Consider the following 22,065-nt stretch of genomic DNA (forward strand, 5'->3'; position numbering starts at 1 on the left):
ATAATTTATTAAATTTAGTTGATTTATTAAACTTTAAACGCTTTTAGGGTAGGATTTTTACCAAATTTTTAGGATCAAAAATGGATAAAGGCAAGAGGTATCGTCCAAATGTAGCGGCGATTATTTTATCTCCATCTTATCCTTTAGAGTGTAAAGTATTCATCGCTCAACGATATGATATTAGTGGAGCTTGGCAGTTTCCACAAGGTGGGATAGATGAAGGCGAATCACCCAAAGAGGCTCTTTTTAGAGAGCTTGAAGAGGAGATAGGGACAAGCGAAGTAGAGATTTTATGCGAGCACCCTAAGTGGCTTGAGTATGATTTTCCTGAAAATATCGCTAAGAAAATGGCGCCATATGATGGACAAACTCAAAGATATTTTTTGGTTAGATTAAAGCCAAATGCAAAGATTGATCTAGCGACAAAACACCCTGAATTTGATGATTACTGCTTTATGCCTGTAAATGATGTATTAAGCAAGGTTAATCACTTCAAAAAGGGTGCGTATGCTAAAGTGCTTAAATATTTTAAAGATGAAGGATTCATATAATGCTAATTGTTCAAAAATATGGCGGGACAAGCGTTGGAAATTTAGAAAGAATAGAAGAGGTTGCTAAAAGAGTAATTGCTACTAAAGATGCTGGTAATGATGTAGTAGTCGTGGTTTCTGCTATGAGTGGGGTAACAAATCAGCTAATAGAATATGCTGAGCACTTTAGCAAAATTCAGCCACAAAGTGCAGATATGGATATGCTCCTTAGCTCTGGCGAGAGAGTTACAAGCTCACTTCTATCAATTGCTTTAAATTCAAAAGGATATAAGGCTGTGGCATTTAGTGGAGATATGGCTGGGATTATCACTAATAGTGATTTTACCAAGGCTAGAATTATCGATATTAATGGAGATAAGATAAAAGAGGCTTTAAACGATGGAAAGATCGTTGTTGTAGCTGGATTTCAAGGCGTTAGTAAAGATGGAGATGTAACAACGCTAGGTCGTGGCGGAAGCGATCTAAGTGCCGTGGCTGTAGCAGGAGCTCTAAAGGCTGATTTGTGTGAGATTTACACAGATGTAGATGGGGTATATACTACAGATCCAAGGATAGAGCCTAAGGCTAGAAAGCTTGAGAAAATTAGCTATGATGAGATGCTGGAGTTAGCTAGTATGGGGGCAAAGGTACTACAAAATAGAAGTGTAGAGTTAGCCAAAAAATTAAAGGTAAATTTAGTCACTAGAAGTAGCTTTAACAATAATGAAGGAACACTAATCACAGGAGAGACAAACATGGAAATATCAGGAATGGAGCAAGCATTAATAAGCGGTATAGCACTAGATAAAAATCAAGCAAGAGTAACTATGAGAGGGGTTGTAGATAAGCCAGGAGTTGCAGCTAGTATATTTAAAAAATTAGCTGATAAAAATATAAATGTAGATATGATTATCCAAAATACAAGCCACGAAGATGGCACTACAAGTCTTGGCTTTACCGTTCCTCAAAATGAGATGGAGGCGGCTAGAAATGTAGTTGATGATGGTAGTGCAAAATCCATTGAGATAGATAGCGAAGTAGTCAAGGTAAGCGTAGTTGGTGTGGGTATGAAGAGTCATAGCGGTGTAGCATCTATGGCGTTTTCTGTATTGGCAAATGAGGGGATTAATATCCAGATGATCTCTACTAGCGAGATTAAAATTTCGATGATTGTAGCAGAAAAATATGGTGAATTAGCCGTTAGAGCGCTTCATAAAGCTTATGAGTTAGAGAAGTAATGGATCTTATCAAATGGAGCTTGGATGCTATAAGGAGTTCAAGCAAGGAGCTTAGCTGGATGGAGGAGAGGCGTCTAGAGTGGGCGCCGCTACTTGCCTCAAGGCTTAGATACCTTATCGATGGTGCGCCATTTATAATTATATGCGATGAGGATAGGGAGTGGTTTGAGAGCTATTTTTTACGCAGTATTAACCGCAAAGGCTCGCATAGACCTATATTGCCATTTATTTCGCTTAAGTCCTTATATCCAAGATTAAATGATATAAATTCCAAAGAAGAGATAAGTTTGCTTGATGATATGCTTAGTATCTCTTTTCCAAATGGATTTGTATATTTTTATATCGGTAAAAGTAGCTCAAAGCTATGTGCAATAGCCAAAAATCGCACTAGTAGCTATATGTGGCTATTTGATGAACAAGCTGAAAATAGCTTCTATCTTAGCTCTACAGATGAAAATTTGGATTTTAAGCTTTTATCTATGTTTAGATTGTTTGATAGAACTATAGATGCGGTGCTATTTGGTCGGGTTGAGCTTTGAGTTTAAGTAGTAAAATTATTATTAGCGATAATTTTGAGAGTATTAAGGTTGAGTATTCTCAACTCTTAAAGCCTGAGTATCTAAAAATTTTTGAGTATGAGAGTTTGCTGATGGAGGGGGCTAGGGAGATAATTTCCCAAGCATATATCGCAGAAAAAGAGCCAAAAGTTTTGCTAATTATGGCTAATAAATATGGCATTGAGTCGCAAAATGCTCTACTTAAAATCCTTGAAGAGCCACCAAGAAATATAATCTTTGTCCTAGTCGCACCAGCTAAAAATATATTTTTAGCTACAATTCGCTCTAGATTAAGTATAGAAAATAGGGTTAAATTAACCAAAAGTGAGCCAACGGGGATAGACTTTACTAAGCTAAGCTTAAGCTATATCAATGAGTATGTATCTACTCAAACAGCACTTGAAAAGAGCGATAAATTAAGCAAAACTCAACTTCTAAATTTACTTAAATCCATAATAATAGACGCAGTCAAAAATGGGGTTAAATTTACTCATGAAGATTATATATACTTTAATAAATTATATAGAATCACAGATCTAAATTCCAAAGCTCAAACCACGCTTTTACCGATACTTTTACTAATAATGCAAAGGATAAAATGAGAGCGTATAAATTAAATACAGATAGCGATTTTGACCAAATTTGCCACTTTATATCACCGCATAAAAGTGGGGCGAAAATTATGAGAAAAAAGGCAAATTTAAATTTTATTTTAATCAAAGATATAAAGGCTGTAGCTGTAAATATCTTAAAGCAAGATGCCCTTAGTATCGGTGCTGAATTGGTAAGTTCTCATAATGCAATTTTTGGTGGTGTGGGGTTAGAAAACGCACTTTTAATAGCAAATGATAAGCAAATTCAAATTCTAGCCAAAAAGGAGCTAGCTCAAGATTTTGGTCTTAAAAAATTGGGCTATTTTTTATCAAATTCATTCCAAAAGCCAAAAAAATGCGAGATTATGGCGGTTTTAAATTTCAATAATGATAGCTTAAATCCAGCAAGTAGAGTTGGCATTGATGATGCGATTTTGCGTATGGAGAGTTTGATTGATTTGGGTGTGGATTATATAGATATTGGTATGGTTAGCTCACGGCCAGGAAGCGAATATATCGGTGCTAAGGCGGAATTTGAAAGGGTAAAGCCAGTTGTGGATCTAATCTATGCTAATAAGCTTTATGAGAAAGTTGAGTTTAGCCTTGATAGTTTTGATCCATTTTGTTTGGAGTATGCTTTGAATCATGGATTTGGCTTTGTAAATGATATAAGTGCGGATACAAATTTGGCTTTTTTAGCCGGTAAATATGGAGCAAAATATTGTCTAATGCATAAAAATGGCGATACAAAAACTATGCAAATCAATGTCAAAGATAGCGATATTTTAGGGCTTATAAGTGAGTTTTTCGCTCAAAAATTAGAAGAGATTAAAGAGTCTAAGGCTAAGCAAATTTATCTTGATATAGGTATAGGATTTGGCAAAACTGCTCGTGATAATATGGCTTTGATTAAGCATTTAGAGCATTTTTTGTCTTTTGGATATCCGCTTTTAGTAGGTGCTAGTAGAAAATCTATGATAGATTATTACAGCCCAAGTAGCGTAGATGAGCGCTTAGCTGGGAGCTTGTATCTACACCAAAAAGCTATAGAAAATGGCGCTACTATCATTAGAACGCACGATCCAAAAGAGCATATCCAGATGCTAAATTTACATAATTCATATAAGGATTTAGAGATAGTATGAATCATAAAGAGTATTTAGAAGCAGTTGAGACGCTAAATAGATGGGCGAAGGCTTATTATACTGATGATAATCCTATAGCTAGTGATGATGAGTATGATGCTTTGTATCATAAGGTGGTTGAGTTTGAGAGCCAAAATCCAAATTTAAAAGCTATATTTTCGCCTACTAATAGAGTTGGTGGCGAGATTTTAGATCAGTTTGAGAAGTTAGCTCATAAGGCTAGAATGTGGTCTATGGAGGATATTTTTAGCGATGATGAGCTTTTAGCGTGGATTGAGCGTGGAGATAAGGGGTTGCAAAGATTTTTTGTAGAGCCTAAATTTGATGGTGCGAGTTTGAATTTAACATATGAAAATGGAATTTTAAAAAGTGCTGCCACAAGGGGAGATGGAGAGATTGGCGAGGATGTTACTAATAATGCTAAGGTGATTAGCTCTATTCCTTTAAAGATTCCTTATGATGGATTTATCGAGATTAGGGGTGAAGTGGTTATAGCTAAAAAGGATTTTGAAGAGATTAATGCTAAGAGAATTCAAGATGGGCTTAATTTACTAGCCAATCCTAGAAACGCAGCCGCTGGTAGCTTAAGACAGCTTGATCCAAGTATAACTAAATCTAGAAGGCTTAAATTCTATCCGTGGGGAGTGGGGGCAAATGAGCTTAAATTTGCCACACATAGCCAAATGATGGAGTTTGTAAGATCTCTTGGATTTTTAAGAGATGATTTTATTAGGGTTTGTAATAGCGTAGATGAGGTTAAAAATGCCTACTCTAAACTCTTATTGCTAAGAGATGAGAAGCCTATAATGATGGATGGTATGGTAGTTCGCATTGATAGCCTTGCTAAGTGCGATGAGCTAGGATTTACGGTTAAATTTCCTAAATTTATGGTAGCTTATAAATTCCCAGCTACGCAAAAGAGCGCTAAATTACTAGATATAGCTTTACAAGTAGGTAGAACTGGCGTGGTTACTCCTGTTGGTATTCTTGATGGGGTGGAGATTGATGGGGCTTTTGTAAGAAATGTAACCTTACATAACTTCGATGAGATAGAGCGTCTAGGGCTTATGAAGGGTGATATGGTCTGCGTAATTAGAAGTGGAGATGTGATACCTAAGATTACAGATGTGTATAAAAGTAGAAGAGATGGCACCCAATCTAATATAGAGCGTCCGACTAACTGCCCTAAGTGTGGTAGTGAGCTTTTAGATGAAGGGGTATTTATAAAGTGTCAAAATTTGAGTTGTAAGGCTAGGGTGGTAAGCTCGATTATATATTTTGCTTCTAAAAAGTGTATGAATATCGATGGTTTTGGCGATGCTATTATAGAGCTTTTATATGAAAATGGCAAAATATCAAGTATAATTGATATTTATAGATTAGATAGGGGTAGCTTTAATGGTTTAGAGGGCTTTAAGGATAAAAAGATAGATAATATCCTAAATGCCATAAATATAAGCAAAACCCCACCACTTCATAGATTTATCACATCTTTAGGGATTGAGCATATTGGCGAAGTAGCAGCAAAAAAGATAGCCTCAACCTATCCAAATAATTGGCTAAATTTAAATCAAGATGAGCTTTTAAGCCTTGATGGATTTGGCGAGGCGATGGCACTTAGCTATTTGGAGTTTATGCGTGTTAATTATGATAAAATTATTGAGCTTATGGAGTTTGTAAAGCCTAAAATTGAAGATATTAAATTTACTCAAAATATATTTAGTGGTAAAACTATAGTTATAACTGGCACCCTTTCTCGTCCTAGAGATGAGATAAAAAAAGAGCTAGAGAGCTTTGGGGCTAAGGTTAGTAGCTCTGTATCATCTAAGAGTGATTATCTACTAAGCGGGGAATCAAGCGGAAGTAAATATGATAAAGCCATATCTTTAGGGGTTAAAATCATAGATGAAAAAGAGTATGAAAGATTGATAAATGAGGGCTGATTTGGCTGTGGCAAATAGCTTAAATATCAGTAGAAATCAAGCAGCACAACTCATATATGATGGCTCTGTGCTTGTAAATTCAAAACCTATAAATAAGCCTAGTCAAGAGATTAGTGTAGATGATGTTATAGAGGCTCAAACTCAAATTTATGTTAGTAGAGCAGCGTTGAAATTGGCTGGATTTTTAGATGAAATTAAGCTAGATTTAAGCGGTAAAATCGCTTTGGATATTGGCTCTAGTACTGGTGGATTTGTCCAAATTTTGCTAGAAAAAGGGATAGGGCAGATCACAGCTCTTGATGTAGGCACTATGCAATTAAGTCCAAATTTAAGAGATGATAGCAGGGTAATAGTCCAAGAAAATACCGATATTAGGGAGTTTGTAAGCGTGGATAAATTTGATATTATTACTGCTGATGTGAGCTTTATCTCATTATTACATATCATTACGCATATTGATAGGTTGGCACTTAGTGATATAATACTATTATTTAAGCCGCAATTTGAGGTTGGCAAGAGTGCTAAACGAACTAAAAATGGTGTTGTAAAAGATGAAAAGGCTATAAATAAAGCTATGGTTAAATTCCAAAGTGAGTGTTTAGCTTTGGGCTGGAAATTAATCAAAAAAAAGCGAGTCAAAAATCAAAGGCAAGGAAGGGAATATTGAGCTATTCTACTATTTTAAAAAGTAGCATAAAAGCCATAGCCATCGGTAATTTCGATGGAATTCACAAAGGCCATAAGGAGCTAATCAAGCAGCTTGGAAAAGATGGCGCTTTAGTGGTAGTGCGAAGCGATAAGGCTTGTTTAACTCCTAAGGATAGACACCAAGAGTATAGCGGTGTGCCATGTTTTTACTATGATTTAAAGGATATTTCTGAGCTTAGAGGCGATGAGTTTATAGATATGCTTAAGAGGGATTTTGTAAATTTAAGCAAGATTGTTGTCGGATATGATTTTAAATTTGGCAAGGATAGAGCCTGGGATAAACATGATTTAAAGCATCTATTTAGCGGTGAAGTGGTTGTGGTAGATGAGTTTTGCTTTGATGGTCTTGGGGTGCATAGCTCAGCTATAAAAAGATTTTTGCGTGATGGTGATATATATAGGGCTAATAGGCTTTTAGGGCGTGAGTATAGCGTAATTGGCAAGGTGATAACAGGCCAAGGAATTGGTAAAAAATATCTATATCCAACCCTGAATTTGGATATAACCCCATATCTAGTGCCTAAAGATGGAGTATATGCTACAAGGACAAAGATAGATGATAATACCTATAGCTCTATCACATTTATTGGCTATAGGCTTAGCACTGATGGGGAGTTTGCTATTGAGAATCATATTTTAGATAAAAGCATTGATAATAGACCAAGTAGTGTGCGAGTTTGCTTTGTTGAGTGGATTAGGGATAATGCTAAATTTGATAATCTAGATGATTTAAAAAAGCAAATTTCAAAAGATATAGTAATAGCACAAAATGTGGCAAAAAGCTGTGATTTAAGCATTGAAGAGGTTAGTTTGCACTCTAGAAATTTAGAAGGGGTTTATGATGAGAGATGAGGTCTTTAAAACCGCTATAAATAAGCAATTTGAATTTGATGAGAGTGTGGCAAGTGTATTTGATGATATGGTGTTTAGATCTGTGCCATTTTATAAGCAAACCCAGGAGCTTATAATCTCATTTTTATCTAAAAGATTAGAGCAAGGCTCTAGGGTTATTGACCTTGGATGTTCTACTGCTACTACTTTATTGGAGCTTTATAGGGTTAGGGGGGATTTGGAGCTTTTGGGCGTTGATAATAGTCCTGCTATGCTAGAGCGTGCTAAGAATAGGGCTAGTGGCTATGGAGCGAAAATTGAGCTGATTAATGCTGATATTTTGGAGTATGATTATAATAGGGCAGATGCGGTAATGCTTAATTATACTTTGCAGTTTATTAGGCCTATTAAAAGAGATGAATTTGTAAAGAAAATTTTTGCTAGTTTAGATAGAGATGGGATATTTATATTTAGTGAAAAGCTAGTATATGATGATAAGAAGTTGGCTCTAGATATGATAAATATCTATGAAGAGTATAAAGAGTCGCAAGGATATTCTAAATTTGAAATAGTACAAAAGCGTCAAGCCTTAGAGAATATCTTGATACCATATAGCGAAAATGAGAATAGAGAATTATGCATAAATAGCGGTTTTAAAAGTGTAGAAACCATATTTAAATGGGCTAATTTCGCTACCTTTGTAGCATTTAAGTGATAATATTGATTTATTAGTATTTAAATAAATTTAATGTAGAATAATCATTATTTTAAGGGGCTTTTTTGAGATTTTTGGCTTTAATATTTCTGTTTTTTGCTTCTGGATTTGGCGCTGATACGGTAACCGTGCCTACTATAAATCTTAGCCTAAGCGCACCAGATACCCCACAGCAGTTAGTTACTAGTTTAAATGTTTTAGTAGTTTTAACTCTTTTAGCTCTTGCTCCATCTTTGATATTTGTAGTTACTAGCTTTTTAAGATTAGTTATAGTGTTTTCATTTTTGCGTCAAGCTATGGGTACTCAGCAGATGCCACCTACAAATGTGCTTATATCTCTAGCTTTGATACTTACATTTTTCATTATGGAGCCAGTGGCTAAGCAGAGTTATGAGCAGGGTATAAAGCCATATTTGGATGAGCAAATTGGTTATCAAGAGGCTTTTGATAAAGGTGCAAAGCCATTTAAAGAATTTATGATACGAAATACTAGAGAAAAGGATTTGGCACTATTTTATCGTATTCGTCAGCTACCAAATCCGGCAACTATAGATGATGTGCCACTGACTATAGCGGCTCCAGCTTTTATAATTAGTGAGCTTAAAACTGCATTTGAGATAGGCTTTTTGCTATATTTGCCATTTTTGGTAATTGATATGGTTGTAAGCTCGGTTTTGATGGCTATGGGTATGATGATGTTGCCACCTGTTATGATATCGCTGCCATTTAAATTGCTTATTTTTGTCCTTGTTGATGGTTGGAATTTATTAGTTGGTAATTTAGTCCAAAGCTTTAAGTAGCTATAAAATATAAAATTGGCATTGTGATAAATATAGTTATCATACCTATGGCTACGCTTGATATGGCTAGATTTGAGTCTAAATTTGCCTTTAATATCATAGCACTTGCTAATACCATTGGCGGAGTAGCGACTTCTATTAACCCTATTACCCACTCTTTGCTAAGCTCTATACCAAAGATTTTTACGATTAATAAAAATATAATCGGCGCTAATATCATCTTGGCTAAAATCACTACCGAGCAAGCCTTATAAGAGCTTTTAATGCTATTAAACCCAAGCCTTAACCCAACGGCAAATAGAGCCACTGGCACCATACTACTAGATAGCATTTTTAAAGGCTCAAATATAATCTCAGGTAGGGTAAAATTTTTAAGTATTACAGCTAGAGCTAGTGCAATAAATGGGGGAAATTTGATAATTTTAAGACTATTTTGGATTATTGAGCTTTTCTTTGAAGTTCCAAATCCTAGTATCAATGGCCCAAAGATACTAATAGGCAAAGCTGTAACTACTTGATCATATAAAATAACTATACTCAAAGCACCCTCACCATACAATCCTTGAACTATAGGAATACCTATAAATAGGGTATTGCCAAACATACTAAGGAGTGCTATACTAGCTAAAGTAGCATTTGAAAATTTAAGCATATAGCCTATTACTACAGCTACAAAAGCAGCTACTACTGATGAGATAAGCCCCACAAGCACCATACTAATTAAATTTAAATCTACAACTAAATGATATACTTTATCAAAAATCAATGATGGCAAGGCAAACCATAAAACAAAATCCAAAAATACTATAGCTTTATTTGGCGAGATGATTCTTAATCTCTTTGCTACATATCCGCTAAATAGCAGTATAAACATTGAAAATAGGGGATATATTATCATTTTTTGCGTCTTTTTTGTATGTATAGATATATGAGCGTGATGATGGCTACAGCAATTAATAGATATATGGTGATTTGGAGTAAATACTCTTTAATTAGCTCTTTTTGGTCTCCAATATAATACCCAATAGCAATTAAAATCGCTACCCAAATTCCAGCTCCAAGCGTGGTATAAATGCTAAAAGTAAAGATATTCATCTTAGCTAGTCCTGCTGGCAAGCTGATATATTGTCTAATGCCAGGAATTAAACGGCAGTTAAATGTGGAAATTTCACCATATTTATTAAAAAATCTCTCAAATTTAGCCATTTTCTCATCTGTAATTCCTATATATTTGCCATATTTTAATATAAATGCTCTACCAAAAAAGTAGCACAAATAGTAGTTAAATATCGCTCCAGCAAGGCTACCTAATGCTCCAGATGCAAATACCATATATAAATTCATCTGATTAGTATATACCAAATATCCAGCTGGTATCATCACTACTTCACTAGGAAAAGGAAAAAAGCTACTCTCTAAAGCCATTAGTAAAAATATGCCCACATAGCCCCAATCAGCTACTAAATTCACTAAGTAATTAACGATAGTTTCTAGCATATTTGACCTATTTGTTTAGATTTTGCTCTAGCAAATTTTGCATCTTAACTCTAGTATTTTCAAGCCAATTTTTATCGCTAGTATCTACAATATCCATATAGATAATTTTCAAGGTGCCAGAATTTACGCTAATACTCTTGCTATCTATAATCTTTCTTGATCCGATGATTAGCACAGGTTGAACGACTAAATTTAGCTTATTGGCAATCATATTTGCACCGCTTTTGAATTTTAAAATCTTATCTCCATTTCCACGAGTGCCCTCAGGAAATATCGCTATTACTCTACCTTCGCTAATTCTATCTTTGGCTAATTTTATTATCTTTGGTAGTGATCTTGGGTCTTTGCGATCTATTGGTATCATCTTTGGCACACGAATTACATTACCAAAAAATGGTATATCCTCAATCTCTTTTTTGGCTATCCAGCAGATATTAGCTGGATGTATATCTTCTAATGCCATTATATCTAGCATACTTTGGTGGTTAGCTATAATCATATTTGCCCTTGGGTCTGGAGAGCCTACTATATCTATTTTATACCCAATTAGAAATTTTTGCATTCTTGACCATTTGCGTCTTACCCATAGATTAGATGATGGAGCTACAAAAAATATTAAAACTACGATAATCACACTTAGTAGTATCTCAATAGCATATAGCCAGCTTTTTATCTTATTTAATGCTTTCATTATCTACCCAGCCTATTGTTTGATTTTGTAAAATTATCTTTGTGTAATTCTCATTTTTGGTGATAATTTTAACGTTTTGCTCTTTTGCTGCTATGGCAAATATAGTTGAATTTGACATTGGGAGAATTCTTACCTTAGCATTTGCTTTGAGCTTAGCGTCGCTAAAAGGCTTATTATCATGAATAGAGTAGGCGATGAATGCTATCGCAATTAGCAACCAATAGTAGCTCCTTTGCCAGATAAAAATAAGCAAAGATATAATAATAGCAATATATATGCTAATCTCTTTATATAGTTGAAATTCTCCATCTTTTGGGTTTAGTGGAACCTGCGTGCTTAGGTCGCTATCTTGGACATTTATAGTAAGATTTATATCATCAAAGCTATTTTTATCAAGGTTATAGTAACTAAAGTTTATATTGGTTAGATTATTATCGCTTATTATTAGGTAAATTCCACTTTGATTTTTATAATCACCCTTAAGAGTGTCAAAGCCCTGTTTTTCGAAATTTCCAGGGATATTAAAGAGTGTTAAATTCCCATTTTTGCTGCTTAATTCAATGGTGGTTAGATTAGAATACTCATTAAATTTAGAGCTTTTAAACATTTTTATCTCTAAATTTTCACCTACGAAATTGGCAAAATTCCCCTTTGGTTTAATGGCTTTTATCAAAGGAAGATTTGGTTTGATTGTTCTATTTTGAAAGAACATACCATTTCTTTTAAGAGTTAGAGTAATAGCCTCAATATCAGCATTTGGACTACTAGCTATTAAATGTATGGAGGTTTCATATACTCCAGCGGCTTTTTTACTCCATAGTGGCTTTTGGTTTAGCCAAGTTATATCATTAGATTGCAAGGTAAGATTCATATCAAAATCTAGAATTTTATCAGTATTTGCAACTAAATTTAGGGTAAAAGGCTGATAGATATAGACTGATTTTTCTACACTTTGACTAGATAGGCTTAGCTCTACTGGATCGATATTTTGGTATATTAGAGATGGATCAATATCCATTATCTCATCAGTATCTGCTATGCCTTGTATCTGCTCATTCGTAATTAATCGCTCATTACTAAAAGATATATTAACAAGCAAAATAAGTGCAAAAATAGCTCTTAACAAAGAAATCCTTTAAGCATTTTAGCGCCATCTGTGCTGCCTAATATGCTCTCTACAGCTCTTTCTGGGTGAGGCATAAGGCCAAATATATTTTTATTTTTATTACAAATTCCAGCAATATTATCCACTGAGCCATTTAGATTTATCTCATTTCCATCTTTATCGCAATATTTTAGTAATACACAATCATCATCATATAGTGATTTTATAGTATCATCATCAGCGTAGTAGTTGCCCTCTCCGTGAGCTAGTGGGATATTGATTATATCGGAGTTATTGAAATTTGATAGAAATTTATTATTATTTGATACTACTTTTAGATGGTTAAATTTGCTAATAAAACTCATATTTTCATTTCGTCTCATAGCCCCAGGAAGTAAGCCAAGCTCTAAAAGCATTTGAAATCCATTACAAATCCCAAGTAGCAATCCACCGCTATTGGCGTGCTCTATAACTGTTTGCATAGCTGGGCTAAATTTAGCAATTGCTGCTGTTCTTAGGTAATCTCCATAGCTAAATCCACCAGGCAATACTATCAAATCAGCCTTAAAATCCCTATCTTTATGCCAGATTATCTCTGAATTAAATCCTAGCAAATCAAAAGCGTATTTAGTATCCCTTTCGCAGTTTGTCCCAGGGAAATTTATGATAGCTACTCTCATTTTTAGCCTTTTACTATCTCATAATCTTCTATAATCGTATTTGCTAGTAGCTCCTCGCACATATTTTTTATCTCTTCATCTGTGGTATTCTCATTTAAATTTAAGATAATTTGTTTGCCTATTCGGACATCATTTACGCTATTAAAACCAAGACTTTGTAGAGCATGTTTTGTAGCCTTACCAGCTGGGTCTAAGACCCCATTTTTTAAATATACATTTATAGTTACTTTCATAATCTACCCTTTTAAATTTATTATGATAATATCCTACGCAAAACCTCTTCATAGGCTACTTTTACACTACCTAGATCTTGGCGAAATCTATCTTTATCCATCTTTTCACCTGTATCTGCGTCCCAAAATCTACAGCTATCAGGGCTAATCTCATCAGCTAATAAAATATTTCCATCTTTATCAACACCAAATTCAACCTTAAAATCAACAAGTTTTAGCCCTTTTGAAGCAAAAAATGGCACTAATATTGAGTTGATTTGTCTTCCAAGATGACGCAGAGTTACTAAATCTTGTTCGCTCTTTACAATATCTAATAAAATAGCGTGTTCATCATTGATTAGCGGATCGCCTAAAGCATCATCTTTATAGTAAAACTCAACCAAAGTAAAAGGTAAAACGGTAGCTTCTTTAATACCCAATCTCTTGCTTAAACTTCCTGTAGCGATATTTCTAACCACTACTTCTAAAGGGATAATTGAGCATTTTTTGACTAGTTGCTCAGTTTGGCTAATGCTTTTTATTAAGGCAGTTTCTATGCCATTTTCTTTTAAAAGTTTAAATATAGCGGCGGAAATTTTATTATTCAAAGCACCTTTTCCCTCTTCGTTGCCTCTTTTTTCAGCGTTAAATGCTGTTAAATCATCTTTAAATTCAGCGATTAATAGCTCATCACTACCTTTGACCGACCACATTTTTTTACCTTTACCTTCGTAAAGCAACTCTAATTTTTCCATACATTTCTCCTTATTTGATATTTAATACTTTTATAGAGTCAATAGCTGTTTTTAGCTGAATATCATCATAAATTTGCTTTTGGGTTATTGTATTTTTATCATCTTTATCTTTTTTCTTATTTTTTGGTTCGATTTTGTTTAACTCACTCTCTAAATGTTGCTTTAAATCAGCCTCTTTTATATTAAATCCACTCTCTTCGTTTGGCACTTTGCCAGGATATACTACAATATCTGGTGTTACTCCTACTGCTTGGATAGTTCTACCGCTTGGGAGATAGTATCTTGCTACAGTTAATCTTAAAGCCTCTTTTTGATCAACTGGCATAATTACTTGAACGCTCCCTTTACCAAAGCTATTTTCTCCGATTACCACGGCTCTTTTTAAATCTTGTAAGGCTCCGCTTACTATCTCACTAGCACTAGCACTTCCGCCATTTATAAGCACTGCTAATGGTGCGTTTGTAATGAAGTTGCCTTTTTGTGCTGAGTGGATCTCATCTTCATTTTTATCTCTACCTTTTTGAGATACTATAACGCCACTTTCAACAAATAAATTTGTAAGCCCAACAGCTTGGTTTAATAATCCGCCTGGATTATTTCTTAAATCTAGGATTATGCCTTTGGCTTTTGGATATTTTTTGATAAATTCTCTAGCCTTTTTGGTTACATGTTGATCGAAATTTGTAACTCTTAAATATAGGATATTCTCATCTTCAATCATCTTAGCTTGGACTGATTCTACGGTGATTATATCCCTTACTATTTTTAGATCAAATGGCTTTTTCTCCCCTTGTCTTACTATGGTTATCTCTACTGGGGTATTTGGCTTGCCTCTCATCTTATTTACAGCCTCATCAATAGTAGTGTTTATAGTTGATTCGCCGTTTATCCTTAATATCACATCACCTGATTTAACCCCAGCTTTATAAGCTGGAGTATCATCGATTGGGGCTATAACGGTTAAAGCTCCATCTTTTATCCCAACAGTTATGCCAAGACCGCCAAATTCGCCCTTAGTTTGGATTAACATATCTTTAAAGGCTTTTTCATCTAAATATCCAGAGTGAGCATCTAGATTTGTTAAGAGTCCGGATATGGTTTTATCAACTATTTGAGTAAAATTTATATCATCTACATAGTGCTTTTCTACTATGGCTATAGTTTTTGTCAGCTTCGCAAGAGCTTCTACTCTGCTATCTTGTGTTGTTTGAGCATTTAGGGCAATGGCACTAGCGGCTATAACGCTTATAAAACCAGTTAATTGTAAAATTCTACTACTTTTCAACATATAACTCCAAAAAAATAAAATCAGCTATTTTACCTAAAATTATATTAATTTTGTTATAACATTAAAAAAATTAGTTAAATTTGATTAAAAATATTAGAAAATTTACCAAACCTTGACAAATACAGACTAAAGTTATATAATACTACTCATATAAAGTTTAAGGAGAAAATATGGCAAATATATTCAATGAACTAACATCAATGAGCCAAGATTTAATAGATAGTGCTATATCTTTAGCCATTGGAAATAAAAATCCGCAAGTTGTCCCTTTGCATATGCTTTGGGCTTTGAGTGCTGATAGTAACTCAGTATTAAATCAAATTCTAAATAAAGCAAATGTAAGCAAAGATGCCTTGGTGCTAGATATAAAAAGCAACGCTGATAAATTACCACAAAGCTCAAATGTCTCAAAAAATAATATTCAAATTTCAAATGAATTAGTAGATAGCTTAGAGCGTGCTAAGTCCGTAATGATCGGCTTAGGGGATAAATTTATAGCAGTTGATAGCTGGATAATTGGAAATTTAGATAGTGAGCCTATAAAGGGGATTTTATCAAAATATCTAGATTTGCTTGAGATTAAAAAAGAGTTAGAGCTAATGCGTGGAGGTAAGAGTATTGATACCCAAACTGCTGATGAAAATCTAGACTCTTTAAATAAATTTGGGATTGATCTAACTAAAAAGGCCGCTAGCGGTGAGCTTGATCCAGTCATCGGCAGAGATGAAGAGATCACTAGAATGATGCAAATTCTAATTAGAAAGACTAAGAATAACCCGATATTATTAGGTGAGCCAGGAGTTGGTAAAACCGCAATTGTAGAGGGCTTGGCTCAACTAATTGTCAAAAAAGCAGTCCCTACAACCTTAGCAAATAAAAGAGTAATTGCTCTTGATATGAGTGCGTTAATCGCTGGGGCAAAATATAGAGGGGAGTTTGAAGATAGATTAAAAGCTATAATTGATGAAGTTAAAAAGGCTGGAAATATAATATTATTTATAGATGAAATTCACACTATTGTAGGGGCTGGAGCTAGTGAGGGCTCTATGGATGCAGCAAATATACTAAAACCAGCCCTAGCTCGTGGAGAGTTACACACAGTTGGAGCTACAACGCTAAAAGAGTATAGAAAATATTTTGAAAAAGATGCCGCATTACAACGCAGATTTCAGCCTGTAAATGTCGCTGAGCCTAGCGTAAATGAGGCCTTACAAATACTTCGTGGGATAAAAGATAGGCTAGAAGTCCATCACAATGTAAATATCACAGATAGCGCTCTTGTAGCAGCTGCTAAGCTAAGCCATAGATATATCAGCGGTAGATTTTTGCCTGATAAAGCTATAGATTTGATAGATGAAGCAGCGGCTGAATTAAAAATGCAAATTGAGAGTGAGCCATTTGAACTAGCCAAATCTAAAAGAGAGATTGAGACTTTAGTGGTTGAAAAAGAGGCTTTAAAGATGGAGGGCGAAGATAAAAATAGAGATAGATTAAATGAGATTGAAAAAGAAGTCGCAAATTTAAATGAGAAAAAATCAAATTTAGAGGCTAAATTTAAAAATGAAAAAGCGGTATTTAATGGTATAAGTGAGGCTAAAAAACAGATAGAAACTCTCAAAAATGAAGCTGAATTAGCAAAGAGAAATAACGCTTATGAAAAGGCCGCAGAGATAGAGTATGGCAAAATTCCAGAAGCAAACACTAAGATAAAAGAGCTAGAAGCTAAATGGGAAGAGATGAAAAAGGGTGGAGTGCTACTCAAAAATGAAGTAGATGAAGATATGGTAGCTGGAATTTTAAGCAAATGGACAGGAATCCCAGCTGGCAAGATGCTCACAAACGAAAAAGAGAGATATCTAAATATAGAAAAACATCTCAAAGATAGCGTAATAGGTCAAGATGAAGCCTTACACGCACTATCTAGGGCTATTAAGAGAAATAAAGCTGGCCTAAGTAGCCAAAATCGCCCGATCGGTAGCTTTTTATTCCTTGGGCCTACGGGCGTTGGTAAGACTGAGAGTGCGAAGGCGTTGGCGAAATTTCTTTTTGATGATGAAAAAGCGATGATAAGATTTGATATGAGCGAATATATGGAGAAACACGCCGTTAGCAGACTTCTTGGTGCGCCTCCTGGATATGTGGGATTTGAAGAGGGCGGACAGCTCACTGAAGCAGTTAGGCGTAAGCCATATAGCGTGATTTTGTTTGATGAAGTTGAGAAGGCTCATAAGGATGTATTTAATATCTTGCTTGGAATTTTAGATGATGGTAGGGCTACTGATAGCAAGGGCGTAACTGTGGATTTTAAAAACACAATTATCATTTTAACTAGCAATATCGGCTCATCGGCGATTATGGATCTAAATGGTAAAGAGAGAGATGAAGCGGTTAAACTAGCTTTAAAAGAGTATTTTAAGCCTGAATTTTTAAATAGATTAGATGATTGTATTATATTTAATCCGCTTGGTGAAGGGGAGTTGGGTCAGATTGTAAAAATAATGTTTAAAGAGCTAGAGAGCAAGCTTTTGGCTCGTGGGATAAAATCAGAGCTTAGCGATAAAGCTATAAATTTAATTTCACAAGCCGGATTTGACCCTGTATATGGTGCTAGACCACTTCGCAGAGCCCTATATGAGCTAGTAGAAGATAGGGTGGCTGATATGATTTTAAAAGATGAAATCATAAGCGGTGATAGCATAATTATAGATGCTAATGATAGTCAAATTGTGATAACAAAGGGTTGATTTATCCACGAATAAATTTATCTTGCTAGATGGTTTGTGCTAATCATCTAGCAGACCTTAAATAAAAAATATTTTAGCTATATAAAATTGTCCCAAGTCTTACCATATTTGAGCCACACTCTATAGCTAGATTAAAATCCCCACTCATTCCCATTGAGCATATTATCGCTCCTTGTGGTTTTAGCTTTTCAAATATCTCTTTAGTGATTTCAAAACTCTGTTTAATCTCTTTTTCATCATCGCTATTAGCACCTATACTCATCACGCCGATTAAATTTAAATTCCTACATCTATCTTTAATCTCTTTATAAATTTCTATAGCATTTTTAGGATCAACGCCTTGTTTGGTTTCTTCTTTGGCAGAGTTTATCTGAAGTAGGGTATCAAGCTTATAATTTAGCCTTTTATCCACCTCAAGTGCTATCTCTAAGCTATCGCAACTTTGCCATAAAGCTGGGTGAAGTGATATGAGTTGATTTATTTTATTACTTTGTAAGCGACCTATAAAGTGCCATTTAATATCCAAATTTGATAGAATTTCGCTTTTTCTTTTTAGCTCTTGGACTCTATTTTCGCCAAATTCTCTAACGCCTTGATTATATAGTGTTATTACCTCATTTTGGGTTACATTTTTGCTTACAGCAATTAATCTTGCCTTGCCATTAATCTGCTTTAAAATAGTATCTAAACTCATCTACTCTCCTGCTAATCTAACTATATCATTGATTATGGTAAATGCCATTAAGGTAAAGAGCAACGCCATAGAAGCATAGCTAAGAGTTACAAAAACACGCTCATTTACCGCTTTTTTAAATATCATCTCATAAAGATTAAACACTATATGGCCGCCATCAAGCACTGGAAGTGGAAGTAAATTTAATATACCCAAATTCACTGATATTAAAGCAACGATTATTAAAAGCACAGATATGCTGATTTGACTAGCCTTAGTAGTGATATCAGCCATAGCGACAATCCCGCCCATCTGATTTACTGGGACTACTCCTGTTATTAACTTTTCTAGCCCTTTATATATTAGCGTTGATGCTTTAATTGTCTCATCATATGCAAATTTAATGCTATTAAAGCCAGAATTATATATAGTTGTAGTTTCTCCACTTGGAGTAATGCCAATTAGTGGGGTGTTTATGGTCTCGCCAAATATATTTTTACTTTGGCCAATTTGTGGAGTTAGCGTTATATTGATATTATTATCTCCACGCTTGATAAGTATATTTGTAGGCTCTGTTGATATATGTTTTTTTATCTCATCCCACTCCTCAATTTTAACCCCATTTATAGCTAGAATTCTATCATTTGTCTCTATATTAGCACTTAGTGCGGCTGAATTTGGCAATATAGTGCCAACAACTGGTGCTAATCTCTCAACCCCGATAAATCCAAGTGCTATATATAAGATAAAAGCTAATAATATATTAAAAAATGGCCCAGCAAATAAGATTATAATTCTTTTTAATGGGCTTAGTGTGTTATAGCTATCACTATCGTAATTTTTATCCTTTGGATTTATATCATCTTGCCCTTTTAATTGGACATATCCTCCAAGCGGAATGGCGCTTAGGCAGTATGTGGTATCGCCAAATTTTTTGCTATAAATTTTCTCCCCAAATCCTATGCTAAATGTCTTGACAAAAACTCCAAAATATTTAGCAGCCAAGAAGTGCCCAAGCTCGTGAAAAAATATAAGAAATGATAGTGCTAAGATAGTTACTCCAAAGTGCAATCCCCAATACCAAAAACTAGCTATTAAAAGCATTGAAACAAATATTAAACTTCTCAAATTCCACCCTTATAAAAAATTGCGTTAGTATAACAAAAAATATATAATAACCCACAATTATAAAGGTAATTTTATTATAATTTGAGTAAAATAACGCGTTTAAATAAATTTTTAAGGTAGAAAAATGTATGTAGCCCCAAGTATTTTATCAGCTGATTTTGGTAAGTTAGCCCAAGAGGTAAAAGATGTCTGTGAGGCTGGGGCTGATTTAATACACATAGATGTTATGGATGGGCATTTTGTGCCGAATTTGACAATTGGTCCACTCGTTGTAGATGCGGTGGCTAAGGCATCTACAAAGCCACTTGATATTCATTTGATGGTTGAGAATGTGCCGTTTTTTGTGGATCTATTTTTGCCATTAAAGCCTAAATTTATCAGCTTTCATATAGAAGAAGAGAAGCACCCATTAAGGCTAATTGATCATATCCGTCAGCACGGTGTAAGCCCAGCTATAGTACTAAATCCACACACGCAAATAAGCTCTTTGGAGTATATAATAAATGAGATTGATATGGTGCTTTTAATGAGTGTAAATCCTGGATTTGGCGGACAGAAATTTATCTCTTCAGTTTTATCTAAAGTTGTGCAATTAAGAGAGTTGATAGAAGCAAAAAATGCTAAATGTATGATAGAAGTTGATGGTGGAGTAAATGGTCTAAATATCTCAGATTTAGATAATGCTGGCGTGGATATTGCGGTGGCTGGAAGCTTTATTTTTGGTAGTAATGACTATACTGGGGCGATTAGGGCGTTAAAAATTTAGCAATAAAGAGTAAATTTGAAAGATAAATTAGATAATTTTATAAATTTATTAGCGAAAACTAATCTAAATTATTATGATTTTTTGCAAAAAGCAGGTGAGATAAAAGAGCTTACTGATATTATAGAGCCAAGGAATTTAGCTGATTGGCGACTTTTAGGTCTTGAGCTAGAGCGTTTAGATAATGGTAAAATAGCTATGCCAACTAGATTTAGAGATCTTAATGAGCAGGTTTTTTGTATCGTTGATATAGAGACAAGTGGCGGGATAAATAGCGGTCAAATCATCGAGATTGGTGCGGTTAAAATACAAGGTGGTAAGGAGATTGGTAGGTTTGAAACCCTAGTTTGGGCTAGCGAAATTCCGCAAAATATTAGCGAACTAACTGGAATTTATCAACTTGATTTAATAAACGCACCAAGATTAGCAAATGCACTTGAGAGCTTTAGGCTATTTTTAGCTGATTCTGTATTTGTAGCTCATAATGTTAAATTTGATTATGATTTTATAAGCATTAGCCTTACAAGGCTTGGATTTGGAATGCTACTAAATCGTAAAATTTGCACCATTGACCTAGCTAGAAGAACGATAGAATCAAATAGATATGGATTAGGAACGCTTAAGGAAATCTTAGGTATAGATAATGCTCATCATAGAGCTTTAAATGATGCGATTGCTGCGTGTGAGATATTTAAAGAGTGTATAAAGAGATTACCATGGCATATACAAAGCGTAGAAGATCTCATACTATTTAGCAAAACAGCAAAGATTTTACGAATTCCAAATATAGTAGAACAAGCAAATTTATCTAAGCAAGTTTAAGATGAGACTATTTATATTTTTAACTTTTACTATTATCTTTAGTGGATGTAGCATAAAATCCATAGATACTCAAAGCACCCAAAATATACAAGATATTAATATAAGAAATCAAGAGGCATATCAAAATCATATGAAAGAGTATGAATACACCCTAAATTTAAGCAAATATATAGGCAAAAAATCCGCAGATTGCTCCGCTTTAATCACTACTATAAGCGTAAAAAATGATGATATATACTCTCTAAGCGATTTAAGCTTGTATTATAGTAGAGATGGTCGCCGTTCACAAGCTATTTATAATCTTTATAAGAGTAAAAACCAGATTAATCACCACCTAGCTAGTCCTGGCGATTTAATATTTTTTAATAATACTACAAAATCAACAAGAGGCAAAAAGAGTCACAATATCACTCATATTGGAGTGGTAAAAAAGATAAAAGATGATGGAACAATAGTATTTTTACACAATCTTAAAGGAAAAAATGTTTTAAGTGTGATGAATTTAGAGTATAAGGATTTTCATAAAGTAGATGGCAATAAAGTAAATGCCTACATAATAGCAAATTGTAAAAGCTCAAGCTGTTTGGTCTCAAATAGATTTTCTGGCTTTGGTAAGATTAGCAAAGATATAGCGGTGAAATAATTTG

23 protein-coding genes and 1 pseudogene are annotated in these 22,065 nt (G+C 34.4%); 14 read left to right on the plus strand and 10 right to left on the minus strand.

The window, feature by feature from the left end:
- Positions 1-80: 80 nt before the first annotated feature.
- The 10 genes and pseudogenes from CSUIS19072_RS00560 to fliP all read left to right on the plus strand — a co-directional run bounded on the left by CSUIS19072_RS00560 (position 81) and on the right by fliP (position 9,060).
- The gene (locus tag CSUIS19072_RS00560) at positions 81-551 is read left to right on the plus strand and encodes an RNA pyrophosphohydrolase (protein WP_086292717.1); all 471 of its coding nucleotides are present in this window, start codon (positions 81-83) and stop codon (positions 549-551) included.
- Positions 551-1,768, plus strand: a complete 1,218-nt coding sequence (locus tag CSUIS19072_RS00565; protein ID WP_086292715.1) for an aspartate kinase — start codon at positions 551-553, stop codon at positions 1,766-1,768. The genes CSUIS19072_RS00560 and CSUIS19072_RS00565 overlap by 1 nt, the downstream gene beginning before the upstream one ends.
- Positions 1,768-2,307 (plus strand): HobA family DNA replication regulator, encoded by a 540-nt coding sequence (locus CSUIS19072_RS00570; protein WP_086236627.1) that lies wholly within the window; start codon positions 1,768-1,770, stop codon positions 2,305-2,307. Before CSUIS19072_RS00565 ends, CSUIS19072_RS00570 begins: the two co-directional genes overlap by 1 nt.
- Positions 2,304-2,927: a DNA polymerase III subunit delta' gene (locus CSUIS19072_RS00575; protein WP_086292713.1), complete on the plus strand. Its 624-nt coding sequence runs from the start codon at positions 2,304-2,306 to the stop codon at positions 2,925-2,927. Before CSUIS19072_RS00570 ends, CSUIS19072_RS00575 begins: the two co-directional genes overlap by 4 nt.
- Positions 2,924-4,063 carry a dihydropteroate synthase gene (gene folP, locus CSUIS19072_RS00580; RefSeq protein ID WP_086292711.1) on the plus strand — a complete coding sequence of 380 codons (1,140 nt, stop codon included), beginning with the start codon at positions 2,924-2,926 and terminating at the stop codon, positions 4,061-4,063. Before CSUIS19072_RS00575 ends, folP begins: the two co-directional genes overlap by 4 nt.
- Positions 4,060-6,006: an NAD-dependent DNA ligase LigA gene (gene ligA / locus CSUIS19072_RS00585; protein WP_086292709.1), complete on the plus strand. Its 1,947-nt coding sequence runs from the start codon at positions 4,060-4,062 to the stop codon at positions 6,004-6,006. Before folP ends, ligA begins: the two co-directional genes overlap by 4 nt.
- A pseudogene (gene tlyA / locus CSUIS19072_RS00590) lies at positions 5,996-6,698 on the plus strand (23S rRNA (cytidine-2'-O)-methyltransferase TlyA). The gene ligA and the pseudogene tlyA overlap by 11 nt, the downstream one beginning before the upstream one ends.
- On the plus strand, positions 6,667-7,566 hold the full coding sequence (locus CSUIS19072_RS00595; RefSeq protein ID WP_180379367.1) for a bifunctional riboflavin kinase/FAD synthetase: 900 nt from the start codon (positions 6,667-6,669) through the stop codon (positions 7,564-7,566). Before tlyA ends, CSUIS19072_RS00595 begins: the two are co-directional and overlap by 32 nt.
- A complete protein-coding gene (gene cmoA / locus CSUIS19072_RS00600) occupies positions 7,556-8,260 on the plus strand; it encodes a carboxy-S-adenosyl-L-methionine synthase CmoA (RefSeq protein ID WP_086236633.1) in 705 nt (234 codons plus the stop codon). Before CSUIS19072_RS00595 ends, cmoA begins: the two co-directional genes overlap by 11 nt.
- 74 nt (positions 8,261-8,334) lie before the next feature.
- Entirely contained in the window at positions 8,335-9,060 is a 726-nt protein-coding gene (fliP, locus tag CSUIS19072_RS00605; protein WP_180379368.1) for a flagellar type III secretion system pore protein FliP, read from the plus strand.
- On the opposite strand, the gene CSUIS19072_RS00610 is transcribed toward fliP, so the two are convergent.
- From CSUIS19072_RS00610 to CSUIS19072_RS00645, 8 genes are read right to left on the minus strand one after another with little or no spacing between them, the layout of a single operon-like run.
- A complete protein-coding gene (locus CSUIS19072_RS00610; RefSeq protein WP_086236635.1) occupies positions 9,053-9,958 on the minus strand; it encodes an AEC family transporter in 906 nt (301 codons plus the stop codon). The two genes, fliP and CSUIS19072_RS00610, sit on opposite strands and share 8 nt — an antisense overlap.
- Entirely contained in the window at positions 9,955-10,557 is a 603-nt protein-coding gene (locus CSUIS19072_RS00615; RefSeq protein WP_086236636.1) for a DedA family protein, read from the minus strand. The genes CSUIS19072_RS00610 and CSUIS19072_RS00615 overlap by 4 nt, the downstream gene beginning before the upstream one ends.
- A 7-nt stretch (positions 10,558-10,564) precedes the next feature.
- Positions 10,565-11,248: a lysophospholipid acyltransferase family protein gene (locus tag CSUIS19072_RS00620; RefSeq protein ID WP_086292707.1), complete on the minus strand. Its 684-nt coding sequence runs from the start codon at positions 11,246-11,248 to the stop codon at positions 10,565-10,567.
- Entirely contained in the window at positions 11,232-12,374 is a 1,143-nt protein-coding gene (locus CSUIS19072_RS00625) for a hypothetical protein (RefSeq protein ID WP_086236638.1), read from the minus strand. Before CSUIS19072_RS00625 ends, CSUIS19072_RS00620 begins: the two co-directional genes overlap by 17 nt.
- Positions 12,368-13,033 (minus strand): phosphoribosylformylglycinamidine synthase I, encoded by a 666-nt coding sequence (purQ, locus tag CSUIS19072_RS00630; protein ID WP_086236639.1) that lies wholly within the window; start codon positions 13,031-13,033, stop codon positions 12,368-12,370. Before purQ ends, CSUIS19072_RS00625 begins: the two co-directional genes overlap by 7 nt.
- A 2-nt stretch (positions 13,034-13,035) precedes the next feature.
- Positions 13,036-13,266 (minus strand): phosphoribosylformylglycinamidine synthase subunit PurS, encoded by a 231-nt coding sequence (purS, locus tag CSUIS19072_RS00635; protein ID WP_086292705.1) that lies wholly within the window; start codon positions 13,264-13,266, stop codon positions 13,036-13,038.
- 20 nt (positions 13,267-13,286) lie between these two features.
- Complete coding sequence (gene purC / locus CSUIS19072_RS00640; protein WP_086242085.1) at positions 13,287-14,000, minus strand: phosphoribosylaminoimidazolesuccinocarboxamide synthase; 714 nt, start codon at positions 13,998-14,000, stop codon at positions 13,287-13,289.
- Positions 14,001-14,010: 10 nt separating this feature from the next.
- Entirely contained in the window at positions 14,011-15,285 is a 1,275-nt protein-coding gene (locus CSUIS19072_RS00645; protein WP_439099125.1) for a S41 family peptidase, read from the minus strand.
- A 173-nt stretch (positions 15,286-15,458) separates the two neighbouring features.
- On the opposite strand from CSUIS19072_RS00645, the gene CSUIS19072_RS00650 reads away from it, so the two are divergent.
- Positions 15,459-18,032: an ATP-dependent Clp protease ATP-binding subunit gene (locus CSUIS19072_RS00650; RefSeq protein ID WP_086292702.1), complete on the plus strand. Its 2,574-nt coding sequence runs from the start codon at positions 15,459-15,461 to the stop codon at positions 18,030-18,032.
- 73 nt (positions 18,033-18,105) lie between these two features.
- Here the strand turns inward: CSUIS19072_RS00650 and CSUIS19072_RS00655 are convergent, their stop codons facing one another.
- A complete protein-coding gene (locus CSUIS19072_RS00655; RefSeq protein ID WP_086242088.1) occupies positions 18,106-18,726 on the minus strand; it encodes a YggS family pyridoxal phosphate-dependent enzyme in 621 nt (206 codons plus the stop codon).
- Positions 18,727-19,833: an RIP metalloprotease RseP gene (gene rseP / locus CSUIS19072_RS00660; RefSeq protein ID WP_086292700.1), complete on the minus strand. Its 1,107-nt coding sequence runs from the start codon at positions 19,831-19,833 to the stop codon at positions 18,727-18,729.
- A gap of 124 nt (positions 19,834-19,957) precedes the next feature.
- Here rseP and rpe point away from each other — a divergent pair, with 124 nt between their 5' ends.
- The 3 genes from rpe to CSUIS19072_RS00675 are packed head-to-tail and all read left to right on the plus strand — an operon-like array spanning position 19,958 to position 22,061.
- Positions 19,958-20,599: a ribulose-phosphate 3-epimerase gene (rpe, locus tag CSUIS19072_RS00665; protein WP_086292698.1), complete on the plus strand. Its 642-nt coding sequence runs from the start codon at positions 19,958-19,960 to the stop codon at positions 20,597-20,599.
- Positions 20,600-20,614: 15 nt separating this feature from the next.
- On the plus strand, positions 20,615-21,418 hold the full coding sequence (locus tag CSUIS19072_RS00670) for a 3'-5' exonuclease (protein ID WP_086292696.1): 804 nt from the start codon (positions 20,615-20,617) through the stop codon (positions 21,416-21,418).
- 1 nt (position 21,419) lies between these two features.
- Complete coding sequence (locus CSUIS19072_RS00675) at positions 21,420-22,061, plus strand: hypothetical protein (RefSeq protein WP_086236648.1); 642 nt, start codon at positions 21,420-21,422, stop codon at positions 22,059-22,061.
- Positions 22,062-22,065 lie beyond the last annotated feature (4 nt).

The organism is Campylobacter sp. RM19072 (assembly GCF_024723485.1).
GTDB classification, from domain to species: Bacteria; Campylobacterota; Campylobacteria; order Campylobacterales; family Campylobacteraceae; genus Campylobacter; species Campylobacter porcelli.

Bases quoted from the DNA above. Each gene is read 5' to 3' on its own strand.
- CSUIS19072_RS00560 (WP_086292717.1), top strand. From the start codon at position 81: ATGGATAAAGGCAAGAGGTATCGTCCAAATGTAGCGGCGATTATTTTA.
- CSUIS19072_RS00565 (WP_086292715.1), top strand. From the start codon at position 551: ATGCTAATTGTTCAAAAATATGGCGGGACAAGCGTTGGAAATTTAGAA.
- CSUIS19072_RS00570 (WP_086236627.1), top strand. From the start codon at position 1,768: ATGGATCTTATCAAATGGAGCTTGGATGCTATAAGGAGTTCAAGCAAG.
- folP (WP_086292711.1), top strand. From the start codon at position 2,924: ATGAGAGCGTATAAATTAAATACAGATAGCGATTTTGACCAAATTTGC.
- ligA (WP_086292709.1), top strand. From the start codon at position 4,060: ATGAATCATAAAGAGTATTTAGAAGCAGTTGAGACGCTAAATAGATGG.
- cmoA (WP_086236633.1), top strand. From the start codon at position 7,556: ATGAGAGATGAGGTCTTTAAAACCGCTATAAATAAGCAATTTGAATTT.
- CSUIS19072_RS00610 (WP_086236635.1), bottom strand. From the start codon at position 9,958: ATGATAATATATCCCCTATTTTCAATGTTTATACTGCTATTTAGCGGA.
- CSUIS19072_RS00615 (WP_086236636.1), bottom strand. From the start codon at position 10,557: ATGCTAGAAACTATCGTTAATTACTTAGTGAATTTAGTAGCTGATTGG.
- CSUIS19072_RS00620 (WP_086292707.1), bottom strand. From the start codon at position 11,248: ATGAAAGCATTAAATAAGATAAAAAGCTGGCTATATGCTATTGAGATA.
- purQ (WP_086236639.1), bottom strand. From the start codon at position 13,033: ATGAGAGTAGCTATCATAAATTTCCCTGGGACAAACTGCGAAAGGGAT.
- purS (WP_086292705.1), bottom strand. From the start codon at position 13,266: ATGAAAGTAACTATAAATGTATATTTAAAAAATGGGGTCTTAGACCCA.
- purC (WP_086242085.1), bottom strand. From the start codon at position 14,000: ATGGAAAAATTAGAGTTGCTTTACGAAGGTAAAGGTAAAAAAATGTGG.
- CSUIS19072_RS00650 (WP_086292702.1), top strand. From the start codon at position 15,459: ATGGCAAATATATTCAATGAACTAACATCAATGAGCCAAGATTTAATA.
- CSUIS19072_RS00655 (WP_086242088.1), bottom strand. From the start codon at position 18,726: ATGAGTTTAGATACTATTTTAAAGCAGATTAATGGCAAGGCAAGATTA.
- rpe (WP_086292698.1), top strand. From the start codon at position 19,958: ATGTATGTAGCCCCAAGTATTTTATCAGCTGATTTTGGTAAGTTAGCC.
- CSUIS19072_RS00675 (WP_086236648.1), top strand. From the start codon at position 21,420: ATGAGACTATTTATATTTTTAACTTTTACTATTATCTTTAGTGGATGT.